This window comes from Pseudomonas onubensis, from assembly GCF_965653655.1.
GTDB lineage: Bacteria > Pseudomonadota > Gammaproteobacteria > Pseudomonadales > Pseudomonadaceae > Aquipseudomonas.
In genome coordinates this window covers 16,482-36,686 of sequence record NZ_CBFHAZ010000008.1, presented here as the reverse complement: position 1 = coordinate 36,686, position 20,205 = coordinate 16,482, and the positions used below count along the sequence as shown (strand labels likewise).

Below are 20,205 nucleotides of genomic sequence, written 5' to 3'. Positions count from 1 at the left end.
TGACTGCGCCGGCACGCAGGGGTTCTGTTTTATTTACAGGTTTCATGTGCGCGGGCCTGGGTGACGCGGTCCACGAGGTACACCAGGCCGTGGTAGTCGATACCGCCATGCTGGCTCAGGCCGATCTCGCAGGTGCGGCTGGTGGAAATGCCTTCGCTGCAATGTTGCACCGCGTCCTTGAGCGAGCGCAGTGAGTGGGCGTTGAGTTCCGGGGTGGTGAAGCCTTTGTCGCCAGCGAAGCCACAGCAGTGAATGCCTTCCGGGATCACCACGGTGGTCGCGCAGCGCCGCGCAAGGTCGATCAAGGCCTGGCTTTCGCCCAGGAGCTGGGTGCTGCAGGTGACGTGCACGGCGATGGGGGCTTGTTGTGGCGTGAAGTCGAGGCGGTCCATCAGGTGGGTGCGGATAAAGCGCACCGGGTCGTAGAGGTCCAGGCGGGTTTCGCCGAGGTCTTGCACCAGCCGCAGGGTGCAGGGGCTGGTGTCGCAGTAGATCGGGTCGAGGCCGCCACGGCTGGCGTGGAGCAGGGCGCCGATCAGTTCCTGGCGTTTGTGTTCGGCTTGTTCGGCGTAGCCTTTGGAGGCGAATGGCTGGCCACAGCACAGGCTGTCCTGGTTGTCGGGGAACACGACTTGGTAACCGGCTTTTTCCAGCAGGCCGCGGGTTTTGTCGTACAGCGACATTTGCTCTTTATCGTCGGCAGAAGGGCCCATGGCGCGTGAGACGCAGGCGGCCAGGTAAACCACGCGCGGGCGCTCGTCTGTCACTGCCGGGCTGAAGCGGATGGCTTTTTCCGGCTGCGGCATGGCGTTGGTCCACTGCGGGATCTGCCCTTTGGACAGCTGCGTGATTTTGGCCGAGAGCTTCGCCAGGCGGGGCGCGCCCAGCAGCATGCGCGCGCCATTGGCCACATGCAGGGTAAAGCGCGCGCCTTGCATGGCCGTGGCGAAATGGCTGGCCAGCCAATCGGCGGTCTTCGTGCGGTCGGCGTCGCGGGCGCGCAGCTTTTTCACCAGGTCGCCGGTATTGATTCCCACCGGGCAGCGTTGCGCACACAACCCGGTGGCGGCGCAGGTGTCGATGCCTTGGTAGTGGTAGGCGGCTTCCAGTTCGGTGGTGTCGACGCCTGCGCGTCTCTTTGCCTGAATATCACGCCAGATCACGATGCGCTGGCGCGGGCTGAGCGTCAGGCCTTTGGAAGGGCACACCGGTTCGCAGAAACCACACTCGATGCACTTATCCACAAGCTCGTCGGCGGCGGGCAGCGGTTTGAGGTGCTTGAGGTGGATTTGCGGGTCTTCGCTCAGCACCACGTCGGGGTTGAGGATGCCGTTGGGGTCGAGCAGGCGTTTAAGCTGCCACATCAACTGGTAGGCATCGCTGCCCCATTCCAGTTCGACGAAGGGCGCCATATTGCGGCCGGTGCCATGTTCGGCTTTCAGCGAGCCGCCGAATTCCACTGCCACAAGCTGTGCGACGTCGTCCATGAACGCCTGGTAGCGTGCGACTTCTTCACTGCTGTTGAAGCCTTGGGTGAAGACAAAGTGCAGATTGCCTTCCAGGGCATGTCCGAAAAGGATGGCTTCGTCGTAGTGATGTTTGTCGAACAGCTCGATCAAGCGGTTTACGCCGATGGCCAGTTGCTCGACCGGGAAGGTTACGTCTTCGATGATCACGGTGGTGCCGGTTTTGCGCACGGCGCCGACGGCCGGGAAGGTGTCTTTGCGGATGGCCCACAAGCGGGCGTTTTCCAGCGGGTCCTGGGTGAAGTCGACCTGCTTTTCCACCGGGAAAACCGCCAGGGACGCCATGATCAGTGCCAGTTGTTCGTGAAGCAGTGACGGCGACGCGGCACGGGATTCGATCAATAGCGCGCAGGCGTTTTCCGATAGCTGCTGTACGAAAGCCGGCATGCCCGGTTTGTCCTGCACCGAGCGCAGGCTGCGTCGGTCCAGCAGTTCAACGGCGGAGACAGGTTGGGTTTTGAGCACCGTCACGGCATTGCAGCAGGTTTCCACATCCGGGAACACAATCAGCGCCGAGGCCTTGTTCGGGTGGTCGATCACCGTGTCGTAGGTCACTGCGCTGATAAAACCGAGGGTGCCTTCGGAGCCCACCAGCAGGTGGCTGAGGATATCCAGGGGTTCATCGAAATCCACCAAGGCGTTGAGTGACAGGCCGGTTGTATTTTTCAGACGGTATTTGTGGCGGATTTTTGCAGCCAGTTCGGCATTTGCCCGCGTCTTCCGGCCCAGCGTGGCCAGGCGCTCCAGTAGTTCGCCATGCTGTTGGCGAAAGGCGCTGACACTGGCTGCGTCCTCTGTATCCAGGCGGCTGCCGTCAGCCAGCACCAGGCGGATGCCGGCCAGGGTGTGATATGTGTTTTGCGCGGTGCCACAGCACATGCCGCTGGCATTGTTGGCGACGATGCCACCGATCTTGCAGGCGTTGATCGAGGCTGGGTCCGGGCCGATTTTGCGCCCGAACGGCGCCAGCCAGGCATTGGCCTGGGCGCCGATCACGCCGGGTTGCAGGCGAATCTGTGTGCCTTGGCCACGAATCTCGCGGCCGTTCCAATTGTCGCCCAGCACGATCAGCACCGAGTCGCTGATGGCCTGGCCGGACAGGCTGGTGCCGGCTGCGCGGAAGGTCACGGGTACGCGGTCGCGTTGGGCCAAGTGCAAAAGCGCCACGACTTCATCTTCTGACTCCACGCGAACCACCAGCTGTGGGATCAGTCGGTAAAAGCTGGCGTCAGTGCCGAAGGCGAGGGTGGAAAGAGGGTCGTCGAAGCGACGATCTTTCGGGATCAGTTGTGCGACGTCGCTCAGGAAAGCAGCAGGCAGGCTCATCGGTCCTCCAGAAATAGCTGACGCCGGCATCGTTGTCCGGCGTCGATTCTTACCCTGTTACGCGCAGGTTTTAGTGCACCAGCATACCGGTGAACCAGTAGGCCTGCGCCAGCGTGATCAGCCCGACGATGGTGGCAAAAAACAGGCTGTGCTTGAGGGTAAAGCGGAACAGGTCGGACTCTTTGCCCACCAGGCCGGTGGCGGCGCAGGCCACCGCGATTGATTGTGGCGAGATCATCTTGCCGGTCACGCCGCCGCTGGTATTGGCTGCTACCAGCAAGGTGTCGTTGACGCCGATCTGATGCGCCGTGGTGGCTTGCAGCGAGCTGAACAGGGCGTTGGACGAAGTGTCGGAGCCCGTCAGGAAAACCCCCAGCCAGCCGAGGAACGGCGAGAAGAACGGGAAGGCAGCGCCGGTGCCGGCCAATACCAGGGCCATGGTCGAGGACATGCCGGAGTAGTTGGTGACGAAGGCAAACGCCAACACCATGCCAATGGACAGGATCGGCCAGCGCAGTTCGTAGAAGGTCTCTTTTAAAGTGGTAAGACCAGTCTTCAGGTTGATTTTCAATACCAGCATCGAAATCAGTGCAGAGAAGAAAATCGCGGTGCCGGTGGCTGAAATCGGGTCCAGCTTGAACACGGCCGGAATCGCTGTGGGGTTGGTGACGATCGGGGCGACCTTGACCACCAGTTGATCCAGGTGCGGGATCGCGAAGTTGAACACCCAGCTGTACATCGAGCCGCCGGCAGCGAACATCGCTTTGAACGGCTTGAGCGTCCAGATAGTGACCAGCACGGTGAGGATCAGGAACGGCGACCAGGCTTTGAAGATCTGCCCCAGGCTGTAAGGCGAGGCGACGGTTTGGCGTGGCTGACCGAAGCCGCCCGCGCTGGCGGTGACCGCCGCGCCGGAGGTGGCGCCGGCAATCTGTGCGCCAGCGCTACGTTTGGGCTGCCAGACTTTCAGGAACAGGGTAAGCGCTACCAGGCTGGCCAGGGCTGAGGTGATGTCCGGCAGCTCCGGGCCGATGAAATTGGAGGTGAAGTATTGGGTGACGGCAAAGCTCAGGCCCGCGACCAGTGCGGCTGGCCAGGTTTCGCGAACGCCGCGCAGGCCGTCCATCATGAATACCAGCCAGAACGGCACGAACAACGACAGCAGCGGCAACTGGCGGCCGGCCATGGCGCCGATCTTGAACGAGTCAATGCCGGTCACTTGCCCAGCGACGATAATCGGGATGCCAAGGGCGCCGAACGCCACCGGTGCGGTGTTGGCGATCAGGCACAGGCCGGCGGCGTACAGCGGGTTGAAACCCAGGCCGACCAGCAGCGCGGCGGTAATCGCCACGGGTGCGCCGAAACCGGCGGCGCCTTCGAGGAAGGCACCGAAGCAGAACCCAATCAACAGCACCTGCAAGCGCTGGTCATCGGTAATCGACAGGACCGAGCTGCGAATGATTTCAAACTGCCCGCTCTTGACCGTCAGTTTGTAGAGGAATACGGCGGCGACGATGATCCAGGCGATGGGCCACAGGCCGTAGGCAAACCCGTAACCGGCGGCGGCCAAGGCCATGTCTACCGGCATCTGGAACGCGAAAATTGCCACCAGGATCGACAGCGCCAGGGTGATGCTGCCTGCCACGTGGCCTTTGAGGCGGAACACGGCGAGAGCCAGGAAGAAAAATACGATCGGGATAACGGCGGCCAGTGCGGACAGGCCAAGGCTGCCGAGTGGGCTGTAGAGCTGTTGCCAGGTTTGCATAATGGGGTGGCCCCTGATTGTTGTTGTTTGGTCAGCTTGGTTAATTGGTAATACCAATTTACAGTCGCTGTCGGCTAGAGTAAAAGCCTTGGCCGGGGTGTGTCAATTTGCCGCCCACGAAACTTTGGTCGTAGCGGTGTGGGTGAGGTGTTCTGGTTGGGTGAATCGAAGCCGTTCTGATAGGTGCCGCAAGCGCGGCGATAGGCGAGAATAGAGGGCCTGGCGAGTGGTCGGGTTTGTGGAGAGTGAGTTATGGGGTTTGATCAGGTGCGTCAGCGCCGTTTGTCTGACGATATTGTCGAGCAGCTTGAGGGCATGATCCTCGAGGGCACGCTCAAGTCGGGCGAACGCTTGCCTGCCGAGCGCGCTTTGGCTGAACAGTTTGGCGTGTCGCGCCCTTCGCTGCGGGAGGCGATCCAGAAGCTCGCGGCCAAGGGGTTGTTGGTCAGCCGTCAGGGCGGCGGTAACTATGTGGCGGATTCTCTGGGTTCGACCTTCAGTGATCCGTTGCTGCACCTGCTGGAAAATAACCCGGAGGCTCAGCGGGATTTGCTGGAGTTTCGTCAGACCCTGGAAGCGTCCTGTGCTTATTACGCAGCATTGCGTGCTACTGAGGTCGACCGTGAGCGACTGACCGCCGCGTTTGAGGCGCTACAGGATTGCTACACCCGCGCCGATGAAGTCAGCCGGCTGGAGGAGGGCGCAGCGGATGCACGCTTTCACCTGGCCATTGCCGAGGCCAGCCATAACGCGGTGTTGCTGCACACCATTCGTGGCCTGTTCGATCTGCTCAAGCGCAACGTGGTGACCAATATCGGTGGCATGTACCAGCAGCGCACAGAAACCCGCGACATGCTGATCAGCCAGCATCGGGATTTGTATTTGGCGATTATCGAAGGGCGCGCCGAACAGGCGCGGGAAGTCTCAACACGTCACCTGCTGTATGTGCAGGAAGTGTTGGAAGAGGTGCGTCAGGAAGTTCAGCGCGTGGCTCGGGCGGAGCGACGTAAAGGGATGTAGCCCGCGTGGGGCTACACCGTCACAAGGATTACTCTTCCTTGCCCTTGTTGCGCACCGCGCGATGCAACTCACGGTTGGAGTCTCGCTCACGCTCGGTATCACGCTTGTCGTATTCCTTTTTGCCCTTGCCCAGCGCGATCTCGCACTTGACCAGGTGCTTGCTCCAGTACCAGGACAGGCAGATACAAGCATAGCCTTTCTGCTGTACGGCAGCCGCGAGCTTTTCCAGTTCGCGAGCGTTGAGCAACAGCTTGCGCGTGCGCACCGGGTCGGCAATCACGTGGGTGCTCGCGGTGGTCAGCGGGGTGATATGACTGCCCAGCAGCCATGCCTCGCCATCTTTGAGCAATACGTAGCTGTCGACCAGTTGCAGCTTGCTGGCGCGCAGACTTTTTACTTCCCAGCCGGCCAGGACCAGACCAGCCTCGAACCGATGTTCGATGAAGTAATCGTGTCGCGCCTTTTTATTTTGCGCGATGGTCCCTGTGGGGTGTTTCTTTTGTTTAGCCATAGGGGTGGCATTATAGGGAGTTGCGAGCGTGTCGGCTACGGTCAACCTGCGTGCTTGAGCGTGTTGGACGAATCCCGGACAATACCGGCAGTTCTCTGGTTTTTTTCTCTCGCGGATTGGGCTGTTCTTTCGCGATGTTTGCCTCAAGCAGTGGAAGTAACGCTCACATGACGACGCATATTCAACGTTCGGCTTTATTGCCTTATCCGGCGCAGGCGCTCTACGACCTGGTCAATGACGTAGCGCGTTACCCGGAATTCCTGCCTTGGTGCTCAACCGCCGACGTGCTGGAAAGCAGTGATGAGCATATGGTCGCCAGTGTCGGGGTGGCCAAGGGTGGGCTTAGCCAGCATTTTGTAACGCGCAATGTGTTGGTGCCGGGCAAATCCATTGAGATGAACCTGCAGGAAGGGCCGTTCACCCAGTTGCATGGGGTATGGGTATTCAAGGCGCTGACCGACAAGGCCTGCAAGATCAGCCTGGATCTTTCGTTTGATTACGCCGGCCCGATTGTGCGGGCGACCCTGGGGCCTTTGTTCAACCAGGCGGCTAATACCCTGGTGGATGCATTCTGCCAGCGGGCCAAACAACTGCATGGTTGAGATTGAAGTGGTGTACGCCGCTGAGGAGCGTCAGGTGTTGCTGGCGGTGACGGTGCCTGCGGGCACGAGCCTTAGGGCTGCGGTGCTGGCGTCGGGGATTGCTGAGCAATTTCCAGGCTTGGTATTGGCGGATTGCCCGCTGGGCATATTTGGCAAAGTGGTCGCCGACGCGAACGTGCGTGCTGCGCAGCCAGGTGATCGAATCGAGATTTACCGGCCGTTGCTGGCAGACCCCAAGGAAGTGCGCAGGCTGCGTGCGGCCAAGGCGGCCTTGGCGCGGCAGCAGAACCCATAAGGCCGCCAATCGGCAGGCAATAAAAAGCCCGGCATGCCGGGCTTTTTATCGAGCGCCGCACAATTACTGCGGGCTGGTGTCCAGAGGCTGTGGCGTCGGGACAGGAACGGTCTGCACGCCGTCGACGTCCTTCTGGATCTGATCCAGCAAGGAGCCTGGCTTGGCCGGTACTTCCAACTTCGGCTTCTCTGCTTCCTGCGCTGGCGCAGTCACATTGGTGCCGTTGTCCTTGCCGAGCAAGGCTTCATCACGGCTAACGCCAGGCATGAAGTCACCGGACAGGCTCACGAGCTGGTCATTGCCATTGAAGATGACACTGACGCGCTCCTGCTGGCGCTCACCGCCACCTGGCTGGATGCTATAGAGATAATCCCAGCGATCGGCATGAAAAGTGTCGGTCAGCAGGGGGTTGCCCATAATAAACCGTACTTGCCGTCGGGTCATTCCCGGGCGTAACTGGTCTATCATGTCCTGCGTGACGACATTGCCCTGCTGGATGTCGATTTTGTAAACCCCGGGGAATGAACAACCGGCGAGTGCGAGCAGTCCCACAAGGGTGAAACTGGTTAGCAAGAGCTTGGTGTTTTGCATCGGTGGGCGACTTCCACTATCTTGGCTGGGACAACGTAAACGCCGATCATACCCGTATTAAGAGAAGCTGCGAAGCAGCATCCGCGAGAAAGCTAACCATGGTTGAAAATAGCGAACTACGCAAAGCCGGTCTTAAAGTGACTCTGCCACGAGTCAAGATTCTACAAATGCTCGATTCTGCTGAGCAGCGCCACATGAGTGCCGAGGATGTTTACAAGGCGCTGATGGAGTCTAACGAGGACGTTGGCCTGGCCACGGTTTACCGTGTGCTGACCCAGTTTGAAGCCGCAGGGCTGGTGGTTCGTCATAATTTCGACGGCGGTCATGCAGTGTTCGAATTGGCTGACGGTGGTCATCACGATCACATGGTAGACCTGGATACCAATGAGGTTATCGAGTTCACCAGCCCGGAAATCGAGAAGCTCCAGCACCAGATCGCTGAGCAGCATGGATTCGATTTGGTGGACCATAATCTGGTCCTGTACATCCGTAAGAAAAAGTAAAAATCGACACAGATTTGCTCTGTGAAACAATAGAAGGCGACCCTAGGGTCGCCTTCGTGCTTTCTAGAAGAGAGAAAGTTGAGCGAAAAATGCTCGATTCAAGCCTTGGCGGCCACCACCATTTTCTTCGCGTGAGCCAGGGACTCTTTCGTCAGGTCGATACCGCCCAACATCCGCGCCACTTCTTCTACCCGCTCCGATTTATTCAGTTTGGACACGGCCGTATGCGTCGCATCGCTGCCGCGTACTTTATGCACAAATAGATGCTGATGCCCTTGCGCGGCCACTTGCGGCAAGTGAGTCACGGTAAGCACCTGGCCACGCTCCCCAAGGCGGCGCAGCAGTTGGCCGACAATCTCCGCAGTTGGCCCACCAATACCCACGTCCACTTCGTCGAATACCAGCGTGGGTACCCGTGAGGTCTGGGCGGTAATGACCTGGATCGCCAGGCTGATCCGCGACAGCTCGCCACCGGACGCGACTTTGGCCAGTGCCTTGAGCGGTTGGCCAGGGTTGGCGCTGACCAGCAGCTCCACTTGTTCCAGGCCATGGGGTTGCAACTCGTTGCTGGTGTTGGCGTGCAGCTCAATGGTGAAACGGCCGCCGGGCATGCCCAGGCGCTGAATTTCCTGCTCCACGGCACCGGCCAGGCTGGTAGCGGCTTGCTGGCGCAGGTCGCTGAGTTCGCGGGCCTTTTCCTGGTAGTGGCGGGCGAAGGAGGCGAGTTCGTCGCCCAGCCGTTCAATCGACTCGTCGTTGGCGTTGAGGGTTTCGATCTCGTCCAGCAGCTTTTGCTGCATCGTCGCCACTTCGGTCGGCTGAATGCGGTGTTTGCGCGCCAGGGTATAAATAGTGTCCAGGCGCTCTTCGATTTCTTGCAGGCGCGCCGGGTCGGCGTCGAAGTGATCGAGGAAGCGATTCAGCTCGCCAACGGCTTCTTCTACCTGGATCTGCGCACTGGTCAGCAGGGTGGTGGCCTCGCTCAAGGAGCCCGACCCGCTGTTCACGCTTGATAGGCGATTGAGGCTGGCGGTGAGTGCGTTGAGTACATTGCCTGAATCACTTTCGCTGCATTGCTCCACCACTTGCCGGCAGATACCCAGCAGGGTTTCGGCGTTGGTCAGGTTCTTGTGTTCCTGTTCCAGTTGCTCCAGCTCGGTTTCGCCAAGGCCCAGACTTTCCAGCTCTTCCAGCTGATAGCTGAGCAGTTGATGACGCGCGCGTTGTTCGTCGCCGGAATTGGAGAGTCGCTCCAATTCCTGGCGGGTTTGCCTCCAGCGCTGGGCGGCAAGCTGCACCTGGCGCGCCAGGTCGGTGGCGCCGGCGTATTCGTCGAGCAGGCGGCGATGGGTGTCGGTTTTCAGCAGGGACTGGTGTTCGTGCTGGCTGTGGATATCGATCAGCAGTTCGCCCAGCGCCTTTAAATCGCCAAGCGGGCAGGGTGTGCCATTGATGTAGCCGCGTGAACGGCCTTCCGCCGTGATCACCCGGCGCAGGATGCACGGGCCTTCATTATTAAGGTCGCGCTCGGCCAGCCAGGTTTCGGCCTCGGGAATATCAGCCAGGTCGAAGGTGGCGAGGATGTCGGCCTTGTCTGCGCCGGGGCGCACCACGCCACTGTCGGCGCGATCGCCCAGGGTCAGGCCCAGGGCGTCGAGCATGATCGACTTGCCGGCACCGGTTTCGCCTGTGATTACGCTCATCCCGCGATCCAGTTCGAGGTCCAGATGTTCAACGATGGCGTAGTTATGTACGGACAGGTGCACCAGCATGACGGCCGCTCCCAGGCTTTAGGTCTGGTTATTTATACAGTGTTTTGTTTGGGGCTGACAATCCTGATGCTTAGCTCGATTTGCTTGAATGGGCGGATTTTTAAGCGCAATGCGGAATGAGCGCGCAAGAATTGATCCATGGCAAGCGAGAGACTTTTGGTAACGCCTGCGCCCTTGAACCTGAAAATTGTGGCCCCATATACCGGAACAGAAGCGCGAGTTGAGTTCGCGCATGATTTTGAAAGGAGAAATCTATGGCTGACGAACAGACGCAGGATACGCAAACTCCAGACGCCAATTCGGCTGCCGGTGATGAACTGGCGACTCGTGTGCAAGTGCTCGAAGAGCAATTGGCCGCTGCGCAGGATCAGTCTTTGCGTGTTGCCGCCGATCTGCAGAACGTCCGCCGCCGTGCCGAGCAGGATGTCGAAAAAGCTCACAAATTCGCGCTGGAAAAATTCGCCAACGACTTGCTGCCGATTATCGACAGCCTGGAGCGTGGCCTTGAGTTGTCCAACCCGGACGACGAAAACATCCGTCCGATGCGCGAAGGAATCGAGCTGACCCTGAAAATGTTCCAGGACACCCTGAAGCGTTATCAGTTGGAAGCCATCGATCCGCAAGGCGGTGAGCCGTTCAATGCTGAGCATCACCAAGCCATGGCCATGCAGGAAAGCCATGATCTGGAGCCGAATAGCGTATTGAAAGTGTTCCAGAAGGGTTATCAGCTTAACGGTCGTTTGTTGCGTCCGGCGATGGTGGTGGTGAGCAAGGCTCCTGCACCCGTTGCACCTTCTATTGATGAGCAGGCTTGAAATCAGTCGTAACGGCCCCATCTATAAGTCAAGCGTTTAAGTGCTACCGCAGTTAGCCACCACTGCTGCGGCAACCAAATTAAAGTTTCGGGAGAGTAAATCATGGGCAAAATTATCGGTATCGACCTGGGGACTACCAACTCCTGCGTCTCCGTGCTGGAAAACGGCGTTGCTAAAGTTATCGAAAACGCTGAAGGCGCGCGTACCACGCCGTCGATCATTGCTTACGCCAACGACGGTGAAATCCTCGTAGGTCAGTCGGCCAAGCGCCAGGCTGTGACCAACCCACACAACACTCTGTACGCGGTGAAGCGTCTGATCGGTCGTAAGTTCGACGAAGAAGTCGTACAGAAAGACATCAAGATGGTCCCTTACAAAATCGCCAAGGCTGACAACGGTGACGCCTGGGTTGAAGTAAACGGCCAGAAAATGTCGCCGCCGCAAATCTCGGCTGAAATCTTGAAAAAGATGAAGAAAACTGCCGAAGACTACCTCGGTGAAGCAGTGACTGAAGCGGTGATCACCGTTCCGGCCTACTTCAACGACAGCCAGCGCCAGGCGACCAAAGATGCCGGCCGCATCGCGGGCCTGGACGTAAAACGTATCATCAACGAACCTACCGCAGCCGCTCTGGCTTACGGTATGGACAAGGCCAAGGGCGACCACACCGTGATCGTTTATGACCTGGGTGGTGGTACTTTCGACGTCTCCGTCATCGAGATCGCTGAAGTAGACGGCGAGCACCAGTTCGAAGTGTTGGCCACCAATGGCGACACCTTCCTGGGTGGTGAAGACTTTGACATTCGTCTGATCGACTACCTCGTTGACGAATTCAAGAAAGAAAGCGGCATGAACCTTAAAGGTGACCCGCTGGCGATGCAGCGCCTGAAAGAAGCCGCTGAAAAAGCCAAGATCGAGCTGTCTTCCGCTCAGTCGACCGACGTGAACCTGCCGTACATCACTGCAGACGCCACCGGTCCTAAGCACTTGAACGTGAAGATCTCGCGTTCCAAGCTGGAAGCGCTGGTTGAAGACCTGGTTCAACGCACCATCGAACCTTGCCGCATCGCGCTGAAAGACTCCGGTATCGACGTTGGCTCGATCAACGACGTGATCCTGGTTGGCGGTCAGACCCGTATGCCACTGGTGCAGAAGCTGGTCACCGAGTTCTTCGGTAAAGAAGCACGTAAAGACGTGAACCCGGACGAAGCGGTTGCCATGGGTGCTGCTATCCAGGGCGCGGTATTGGCCGGTGACGTGAAAGACGTACTGCTGCTGGACGTCAGCCCGCTGACCCTGGGTATCGAAACCATGGGCGGCGTGATGACTGCGCTGATCGAGAAAAACACCACGATTCCTACCAAGAAATCGCAAGTGTTCTCGACGGCCGACGACAACCAGGGCGCTGTGACCATTCACGTGCTGCAAGGTGAGCGTAAGCAAGCTGCTCAGAACAAGTCCCTGGGCAAGTTCGACCTGGCCGAGATTCCACCAGCACCACGTGGCGTGCCGCAAATTGAAGTGACCTTCGACATCGATGCCAACGGTATCCTGCACGTAGGTGCCAAAGACAAGGCGACCGGCAAAGAGCAGAAGATCACCATCAAGGCCAACTCCGGTCTGTCTGACGAAGAAATTCAACAGATGATTCGTGATGCTGAAACCAACGCCGAGGCTGACAAGAAGTTTGAAGAGCTGGCCGCCGCCCGTAACCAGGGTGATGCACTGGTTCACTCGACACGCAAAATGATCTCCGAAGCGGGCGACAAAGTGACTGCCGAAGAGAAAACCGCGATCGAGGCTGCTCTGGTTGCCCTGGAGGCCGCCGTTAAAGGCGACGACAAGGCTGCCATCGAAGCCAAGGTTGAGGAGCTGTCGAAAGTCTCCGCACCGGTTGCCCAGAAAATGTACGCCGAGCAAGGCCAGCCGGCAGAAGGCGCTGCACCGCACGCAGAGCCCGAAGCCAAGCACGACGATGTTGTCGATGCCGAGTTCGAAGAAGTCAAAGACCAGAAGTAAGTTGGTCGCCCGGTTGACCGCTATCCAGCGGTGACTGGTAGGATGTCGCCGCGCGGGAGCTTGCTCCCGCGTTGGCGTGTCTGGGGTATACGAATTTTTACAGCATGCGACAAGGTTCGGGTGCTGGCGGTGTGATCGGGAATGCTCCTGCTTTCCGAGCAGTAAATACCGCATCTTTGGCCGGGTCCCTGGCTAAAAAGTAGTTATGACCAGGATCGTTGAATTGACGTGAGTTGGGTCCGGGCCTGTATTGGGGCTCAACGAGTTTGGCAAGGCTCAGGAGGGCCTGGCTGAACGTCCTTAAGAGTGCAAAGACTTATGGCAAAGCGTGACTATTACGAAGTGTTGGGTGTGGAGCGCAGCTCCAGCGAGGCGGACCTGAAAAAGGCTTACCGTCGCCTGGCGATGAAGCACCACCCGGACCGTAATCCGGATAGCAAAGAATCCGAAGAGATGTTCAAAGAGGCCAACGAAGCCTACGAATGCCTGAGTGATCCCAACAAACGTGCGGCCTACGACCAGTATGGCCATGCCGGTGTTGACCCGAGCATGGGTGGCGGCGGTGCCGGTTTTGGTGGTCAGAACTTCTCCGATATTTTCGGCGATGTGTTCAGTGACTTCTTTGGTGGCGGCCGTGGCGGTCAGCGTGGCGGAGCCCAGCGTGGCAGCGACTTGCGCTACACGCTGGAGCTGAACCTGGAAGAAGCTGTACGTGGTACCACGGTCAATATCCGTGTGCCGACGTTGGTCAACTGCAAGCCGTGCGACGGTTCGGGGGCCAAGAAAGGTTCTTCGCCGATCACTTGCCCAACCTGTGGCGGTATTGGTCAGGTGCGCATGCAGCAGGGCTTCTTCTCGGTGCAGCAGACCTGCCCGCGCTGCCATGGCCAGGGCAAGATCATTTCCGACCCGTGCGACTCCTGCCACGGCGAAGGCCGTGTCGAGGAGTACAAGACCCTTTCGGTAAAAGTGCCGGCGGGTGTTGATACCGGCGACCGTATTCGCCTGTCGGGCGAAGGTGAGGCGGGCACCCAGGGCGGCCCTACGGGCGACCTGTACGTGGTGATCAATGTGCGCGAGCACTCGATCTTCCAGCGTGACGGCAAGCACCTGTTCTGTGAAGTGCCGATCAGCTTTGTCGACGCGGCATTGGGTGGTGAGCTGGAAATTCCGACCCTGGATGGTCGGGTCAAGCTCAAGATCCCGGAAGGCACCCAGACCGGCAAGCAGTTCCGCATTCGTGGCAAAGGCGTGGCGCCGGTGCGCGGTGGCGGTGCTGGCGACTTGATGTGCCGCGTGGCGGTAGAGACGCCAGTCAACCTCGGCCGTCGTCAGCGTGAACTGCTTGAGGAGTTCCGCAGCTCGCTGGAAGGCGATGACTCCCATTCGCCGAAAACCACCGGCTTCTTCGATGGCGTGAAGCGCTTCTTCGGCGACTTGTAAGGACGTGAATATGCGACGTATAGCCGTAATGGGCGCTGCCGGGCGCATGGGCAAGACGCTGGTCGAGGCGGTGCAGCAGCGCTCGCCGGCCTCCGGGCTGACGGCGGCGATTGTTCGCCCTGGCAGCACGCTGATCGGTGCGGATGCCGGTGAGTTGGCCTCGCTGGGTCGCATCGGCGTTTCGCTGTCGGGCAACCTGGAGCAGGTGGCTGACGAGTTTGACGTGCTGATCGACTTCACCCTGCCGGAAGTGATGCTGAAAAACCTGGCGTTCTGCCGCAAGGCGGGCAAGGCCATGGTGATTGGCACCACAGGCCTGAGCGCTGAGCAAAAGCAGTTACTGGTTGAGGCGGGCAAGGATATCCCGATTGTCTTCGCCGCCAACTTCAGTGTCGGCGTGAACCTGTCGCTCAAGTTGCTGGACCTGGCGGCGCGTGTGTTGGGTGATGAGGCGGATATCGAGATCATCGAAACCCACCATCGCCACAAGATCGATGCGCCGTCGGGGACTGCGCTGCGCATGGGCGAGGCGATTGCCGATGCCCTGGGGCGCGACCTGTCCAAAGTCGCTGTTTACGGGCGTGAAGGCCATACCGGTGCGCGTGCCCGTGACACTATCGGCTTTGCCACCGTGCGCGGTGGTGATGTGGTGGGTGATCACACGGTGTTGTTTGCCAGTGAAGGCGAGCGCCTGGAGATCACACACAAGGCCTCCAGCCGCATGACCTTCGCCAAGGGTGCGGTGCGTGCGGCGCTCTGGCTGGAAAGTCGTGAGCCGGGTCTGTATGACATGCGTGACGTGCTGGATCTGCACTAATCAGTAGCTAAAGCCGGGCCTCAAGCTTATGCTTAGGCCCCGTTTTTACCCGCTAAGCGACGTCCTGTCGCATTCCCCTGCCTTTAAGGCTCATTAGCGGTGGACCAAAAAAGCCTTTTTCTGTAAGCTACAGCTTTAGTGTGTCCACTAAAAGCGCGCAGAATAATTCAGTGAAGAAGCGGGGTGACGTGTCCATACGTCACTCCGCTTTTTTACAACCTGCGATCGCCCTTTCAGGCTTTATTTACGGGAGGTCTTCTTGACTAAGCCAGCCATACTCGCCCTTGCTGATGGCAGCATTTTTCGCGGCGAAGCCATTGGAGCCGACGGTCAAACCGTTGGAGAGGTAGTGTTTAACACTGCCATGACCGGCTATCAGGAAATCCTTACCGATCCTTCCTACGCCCAACAGATCGTAACCCTGACCTATCCGCACATCGGCAACACCGGCACTACACCGGAAGACGTCGAGTCTGATCGTGTCTGGTCGGCCGGTCTGGTGATTCGTGACCTGCCACTGGTTGCGAGCAACTGGCGTAACACGATGTCGCTGTCCGATTACCTGAAAGCCAACAACGTTGTGGCGATCGCCGGTATCGATACGCGCCGCCTTACACGCATCCTGCGTGAAAAAGGCTCGCAGAACGGCTGCATCATGGTCGGTGACAATATCTCCGAAGAGGCGGCGATTGCCGCAGCGCAAGGTTTCCCTGGCCTGAAAGGCATGGACCTGGCGAAAGTTGTCAGCGTTAAAGAGAAGTACGAGTGGCGCTCCACTGTCTGGGACTTGAAGACCGACAGCCACGCAACCATCGAAGCTGCCGATCTGCCATACCACGTTGTGGCCTACGACTATGGCGTCAAGTACAACATCCTGCGCATGCTGGTTGAGCGCGGCTGCCGCGTGACCGTGGTGCCTGCACAAACGCCTGCGAGCGACGTGTTGGCCCTGCAACCGGACGGCGTGTTCCTGTCCAACGGCCCGGGTGACCCTGAGCCTTGCGACTACGCCATCCAGGCCATCAAGGACGTGCTGGAAACCGAGATTCCGGTATTCGGCATCTGCCTCGGTCACCAACTGCTGGCTCTGGCCTCCGGCGCCAAGACCCTGAAAATGGGCCACGGCCACCATGGCGCCAACCACCCGGTACAAGACCTGGACACTGGCGTTGTGATGATCACCAGCCAGAACCACGGTTTTGCGGTGGATGAAGCAACCCTGCCGAGCAACGTTCGCGCCATTCACAAGTCGCTGTTCGATGGCTCCTTGCAAGGCATCGAGCGCACCGACAAGAGCGCGTTCAGCTTCCAGGGCCACCCTGAAGCCAGCCCTGGCCCGAACGACGTAGCGCCGCTGTTCGACCGTTTCATCAATGAGATGGCCAAGCGACGCTGACTGAGTGGCCTGCGGGCGGCCCCGAACCTCGGTGGCCCCCGCAGGCTCTTCAACGATTGTTCAAGACGGCTTGCCGACTGACCTGCGGATTTGAGTGACAAACCCATGCCAAAACGTACAGACATAAAAAGCATCCTGATTCTCGGCGCTGGCCCGATCGTGATCGGCCAGGCCTGCGAATTCGACTACTCCGGCGCCCAGGCCTGTAAAGCCCTGCGCGAAGAGGGTTACCGCGTCATCCTGGTGAACTCCAACCCGGCCACCATCATGACCGACCCGGACATGGCCGACGCCACCTACATCGAACCGATCAAGTGGCAGACCGTTGCCAAGATCATCGAAAAAGAGCGTCCGGACGCACTGCTGCCAACCATGGGTGGCCAGACCGCACTGAACTGCGCCCTGGACCTGGAGCGCGAGGGCGTTCTGGAGAAGTTCGGCGTAGAGATGATCGGCGCTAACGCCGACACCATCGACAAGGCTGAAGATCGCTCGCGTTTCGACAAGGCCATGAAGTCCATCGGCCTTGATTGCCCGCGCTCCGGCATTGCCCACAGCATGGAAGAGGCCAACGCGGTTCTCGAGAAGCTGGGCTTCCCGTGCATTATCCGTCCGTCCTTCACCATGGGCGGCACCGGTGGCGGCATCGCTTACAACCGTGAAGAGTTCGAAGAAATCTGCGCCCGTGGCCTGGACCTGTCGCCGACCAAAGAGCTGCTGATCGACGAATCCCTGATCGGCTGGAAAGAGTACGAAATGGAGGTTGTCCGCGACAAAAAGGACAACTGCATCATCGTCTGCTCCATCGAAAACTTCGACCCGATGGGCGTGCACACCGGTGACTCGATCACCGTTGCTCCGGCGCAGACCCTGACGGACAAGGAATACCAGATCATGCGTAACGCCTCGTTGGCGGTACTGCGTGAGATCGGCGTTGAAACCGGCGGTTCCAACGTTCAGTTCGGCATCTGCCCGGACACTGGCCGCATGGTCGTGATCGAGATGAACCCGCGTGTGTCGCGTTCTTCGGCGCTGGCATCGAAAGCAACCGGTTTCCCGATTGCGCGCATCGCCGCCAAGCTGGCGATCGGTTACACCCTGGACGAGTTGCAAAACGAAATCACGGGCGGTGCTACGCCGGCGTCTTTCGAGCCGTCTATCGACTACGTCGTGACCAAGCTGCCGCGCTTTGCTTTCGAGAAATTCCCGAAAGCCGACGCGCGCCTGACCACGCAGATGAAGTCTGTTGGTGAAGTCATGGCCATCGGCCGGACTTTCCAGGAATCCCTGCAGAAAGCACTGCGCGGCCTGGAAGTGGGTGTTTGCGGCCTGGACGAGAAGCTTGACCTGAGCAACCCGGAAAGCATGAGCGTGCTCAAGCGCGAGCTGACCGTGCCGGGCGCCGAGCGTATCTGGTACGTGGCTGACGCATTCCGCGCGGGCATGACCGTTGAAGATATCTTCGGCATGAACATGATCGATCCGTGGTTCCTGGTACAGATCGAAGATCTGATCAAGGAAGAAGAGAAGGTCAAGACCCTCGGTCTGTCCTCCATCGACCGCGACCTGATGTTCCGCCTCAAGCGCAAAGGTTTCTCCGATCAGCGCCTGGCCAAGCTGTTGGGTGTGACCGAGAAGAACCTGCGTACCCATCGCCACAAGCTGGATATCTTCCCGGTCTACAAACGCGTTGACACCTGCGCGGCCGAGTTCGCCACTGACACTGCGTACCTGTACTCCACCTACGAGGAAGAGTGCGAAGCTGCGCCGTCGGGCCGCGACAAGATCATCATCCTGGGTGGCGGTCCGAACCGTATCGGCCAGGGCATCGAGTTCGACTACTGCTGCGTACACGCCGCCCTCGCTCTGCGCGAAGACGGGTACGAGACCATCATGGTCAACTGCAACCCGGAAACTGTTTCCACTGACTACGACACGTCCGACCGTCTGTACTTCGAACCAGTAACCCTGGAAGACGTGCTGGAAATCTGCCGCGTCGAGAAGCCAAAAGGCGTGATCGTGCAGTACGGCGGCCAAACCCCGCTGAAACTGGCGCGTGCCCTGGAAGCTGCCGGCGTGCCGATCATCGGCACCAGCCCTGACGCCATCGACCGTGCTGAAGACCGTGAGCGCTTCCAGCAAATGGTTGAGCGCCTGAACCTGCGTCAGCCGCCAAACGCCACTGTGCGCAGCGAAGATGAAGCCATCCGCGCCGCCAGCAAGATCGGCTACCCGCTGGTGGTGCGTCCGTCCTACGTATTGGGCGGCCGGGCGATGGAAATCGTCTACGAAGAAGAAGAACTCAAGCGCTACCTGCGTGATGCGGTGAAAGTGTCCAACGACAGCCCGGTGCTGCTGGATCACTTCCTCAACTGCGCCATCGAAATGGACGTGGATGCGGTCTGCGACGGTACCGACGTGGTGATCGGCGCGATCATGCAGCACATCGAACAGGCTGGGGTTCACTCCGGTGACTCCGCTTGTTCGCTGCCGCCATACTCGCTGCCGGCGCACATCCAGGACGAGATGCGTGAGCAGGTCAAGAAAATGGCCCTGGAACTCGGCGTGGTCGGCCTGATGAACGTACAGTTGGCGCTGCAAGGCGAAGACATCTACGTGATCGAAGTGAACCCGCGTGCTTCGCGTACCGTGCCATTTGTTTCCAAGTGCATTGGTGTGTCCCTGGCCATGATCGCTGCCCGCGTGATGGCGGGTAAGACCCTGAAGGAAATCGGCTTCACCAAGGAAATCATTCCGAACTTCTACAGCGTGAAAGAGGCGGTGTTCCCATTCGCCAAATTCCCTGGCGTGGACCCGATCCTGGGCCCAGAGATGAAGTCCACCGGTGAAGTGATGGGCGTGGGCGATACCTTCGGTGAAGCGTTCGCCAAGGCCCAGATGGGCGCCAGCGAAGTGCTGCCGACCGGCGGTACTGCGTTTATCAGCGTGCGTGATGATGACAAACCACTGGTTGCAGGCGTGGCCCGTGATCTGATCAACTTGGGCTTTGAAGTCGTGGCTACTGCCGGGACCGCCAAGCTGATCGAAGCTGCCGGCCTGAAAGTACGTCGCGTGAACAAGGTGACGGAAGGCCGTCCGCACGTGGTCGACATGATCAAGAATGACGAAGTCACCCTGATCATCAACACCACCGAAGGTCGCCAGTCGATCGCGGACTCCTACTCCATTCGTCGTAATGCCTTGCAGCACAAGATCTACTGCACCACTACCATTGCTGCTGGCGAAGCCATCTGCGAAGCGCTCAAGTTCGGTCCGGAAAAGACCGTGCGTCGCTTGCAGGATCTACACGCGGGATTGAAGGCATGACCAAATACCCAATGACTGTCCAGGGCGCCAAAGCCCTGGAAGAAGAACACGCCCATCTGACCAAGGTCGTCCGCCCGAAGCTGAGCCAGGACATCGGTACGGCCCGCGAGCTGGGTGACTTGAAGGAAAACGCCGAATACCACGCTGCTCGTGAGCAGCAAGGTATGGTCGAGGCGCGGATCCGTGATATCGAAGGTCGTATGCAGAATGCGGTCATCATTGATGTCACGACCATCCCGAAGACCGGCAAAGTGATTTTCGGCACGACCGTGGAAATCGCCAACGTCGAGACTGACGAGCGCGTGGTTTACCACATCGTCGGTGAAGACGAGGCTGACTTCAAACTCGGCAAAATCTCTGTTGGCTCCCCGCTGGCCCGCGCCTTGATTGCCAAGGAAGAGGGTGACGTGGTGGCTGTGAAAACGCCCGGTGGCGTAATCGAGTACGAGATTGTCGAAGTTCGCCACGTCTGAAAGA

General features: G+C 59.2%; 16 protein-coding genes. 11 read left to right on the top strand and 5 right to left on the bottom strand.

The features are described 5' to 3' along the window. Window positions 1-29: 29 nt before the first annotated feature. Both ACTD9P_RS04550 and ACTD9P_RS04545 read right to left on the bottom strand, forming a co-directional pair. Window positions 30-2,852: an FAD-binding and (Fe-S)-binding domain-containing protein gene (locus tag ACTD9P_RS04550; protein ID WP_438866843.1), complete on the bottom strand. Its 2,823-nt coding sequence runs from the start codon at window positions 2,850-2,852 to the stop codon at window positions 30-32. Window positions 2,853-2,922: 70 nt separating this feature from the next. Continuing rightward, window positions 2,923-4,617, bottom strand: a complete 1,695-nt coding sequence (locus ACTD9P_RS04545; protein ID WP_438866842.1) for a lactate permease LctP family transporter — start codon at window positions 4,615-4,617, stop codon at window positions 2,923-2,925. Window positions 4,618-4,869: 252 nt separating this feature from the next. Between ACTD9P_RS04545 and ACTD9P_RS04540 the strand changes: the two genes are divergently transcribed. After that, the gene (locus ACTD9P_RS04540; RefSeq protein ID WP_017139269.1) at window positions 4,870-5,637 is read left to right on the top strand and encodes a GntR family transcriptional regulator; all 768 of its coding nucleotides are present in this window, start codon (window positions 4,870-4,872) and stop codon (window positions 5,635-5,637) included. 28 nt (window positions 5,638-5,665) lie between these two features. Here ACTD9P_RS04540 and smpB read toward each other — a convergent pair whose 3' ends face one another. Further along, window positions 5,666-6,148, bottom strand: a complete 483-nt coding sequence (gene smpB / locus ACTD9P_RS04535) for an SsrA-binding protein SmpB (RefSeq protein WP_003176160.1) — start codon at window positions 6,146-6,148, stop codon at window positions 5,666-5,668. A gap of 167 nt (window positions 6,149-6,315) precedes the next feature. Between smpB and ACTD9P_RS04530 the strand changes: the two genes are divergently transcribed. Together ACTD9P_RS04530 and ACTD9P_RS04525 are read left to right on the top strand one after the other, a co-directional pair. Next, complete coding sequence (locus ACTD9P_RS04530; protein WP_056858270.1) at window positions 6,316-6,750, top strand: type II toxin-antitoxin system RatA family toxin; 435 nt, start codon at window positions 6,316-6,318, stop codon at window positions 6,748-6,750. Beyond that, window positions 6,743-7,045, top strand: a complete 303-nt coding sequence (locus ACTD9P_RS04525) for an RnfH family protein (RefSeq protein ID WP_438866841.1) — start codon at window positions 6,743-6,745, stop codon at window positions 7,043-7,045. The genes ACTD9P_RS04530 and ACTD9P_RS04525 overlap by 8 nt, the downstream gene beginning before the upstream one ends. Window positions 7,046-7,108: 63 nt before the next feature. Here the strand turns inward: ACTD9P_RS04525 and ACTD9P_RS04520 are convergent, their stop codons facing one another. Next, the gene (locus ACTD9P_RS04520) at window positions 7,109-7,636 is read right to left on the bottom strand and encodes an outer membrane protein assembly factor BamE (protein ID WP_438866840.1); all 528 of its coding nucleotides are present in this window, start codon (window positions 7,634-7,636) and stop codon (window positions 7,109-7,111) included. A 98-nt stretch (window positions 7,637-7,734) separates the two neighbouring features. On the opposite strand from ACTD9P_RS04520, the gene fur reads away from it, so the two are divergent. Continuing rightward, a complete protein-coding gene (fur, locus tag ACTD9P_RS04515; RefSeq protein ID WP_017139266.1) occupies window positions 7,735-8,139 on the top strand; it encodes a ferric iron uptake transcriptional regulator in 405 nt (134 codons plus the stop codon). Between the two features lie 98 nt (window positions 8,140-8,237). Here fur and recN read toward each other — a convergent pair whose 3' ends face one another. Next, window positions 8,238-9,911, bottom strand: coding sequence for a DNA repair protein RecN (gene recN, locus ACTD9P_RS04510; RefSeq protein WP_438866839.1), 1,674 nt, complete (start codon window positions 9,909-9,911; stop codon window positions 8,238-8,240). A 254-nt stretch (window positions 9,912-10,165) separates the two neighbouring features. Between recN and grpE the strand changes: the two genes are divergently transcribed. The 7 genes from grpE to greA all read left to right on the top strand — a co-directional run bounded on the left by grpE (window position 10,166) and on the right by greA (window position 20,201). Next, on the top strand, window positions 10,166-10,726 hold the full coding sequence (grpE, locus tag ACTD9P_RS04505; RefSeq protein WP_017139264.1) for a nucleotide exchange factor GrpE: 561 nt from the start codon (window positions 10,166-10,168) through the stop codon (window positions 10,724-10,726). 102 nt (window positions 10,727-10,828) lie between these two features. Next, a complete protein-coding gene (dnaK, locus tag ACTD9P_RS04500) occupies window positions 10,829-12,745 on the top strand; it encodes a molecular chaperone DnaK (protein WP_438866838.1) in 1,917 nt (638 codons plus the stop codon). Between the two features lie 318 nt (window positions 12,746-13,063). Continuing rightward, window positions 13,064-14,188, top strand: a complete 1,125-nt coding sequence (gene dnaJ, locus ACTD9P_RS04495; RefSeq protein WP_138813803.1) for a molecular chaperone DnaJ — start codon at window positions 13,064-13,066, stop codon at window positions 14,186-14,188. Between the two features lie 10 nt (window positions 14,189-14,198). Further along, window positions 14,199-15,005 (top strand): 4-hydroxy-tetrahydrodipicolinate reductase, encoded by an 807-nt coding sequence (gene dapB, locus ACTD9P_RS04490; protein WP_438866837.1) that lies wholly within the window; start codon window positions 14,199-14,201, stop codon window positions 15,003-15,005. 259 nt (window positions 15,006-15,264) lie between these two features. Next, a complete protein-coding gene (carA, locus tag ACTD9P_RS04485) occupies window positions 15,265-16,401 on the top strand; it encodes a glutamine-hydrolyzing carbamoyl-phosphate synthase small subunit (protein WP_038843802.1) in 1,137 nt (378 codons plus the stop codon). Window positions 16,402-16,506: 105 nt separating this feature from the next. After that, window positions 16,507-19,728 carry a carbamoyl-phosphate synthase large subunit gene (carB, locus tag ACTD9P_RS04480; protein WP_064454179.1) on the top strand — a complete coding sequence of 1,074 codons (3,222 nt, stop codon included), beginning with the start codon at window positions 16,507-16,509 and terminating at the stop codon, window positions 19,726-19,728. Then, entirely contained in the window at window positions 19,725-20,201 is a 477-nt protein-coding gene (gene greA, locus ACTD9P_RS04475; protein ID WP_200431509.1) for a transcription elongation factor GreA, read from the top strand. The genes carB and greA overlap by 4 nt, the downstream gene beginning before the upstream one ends. The last annotated feature ends 4 nt before the right edge of the window (window positions 20,202-20,205 follow it).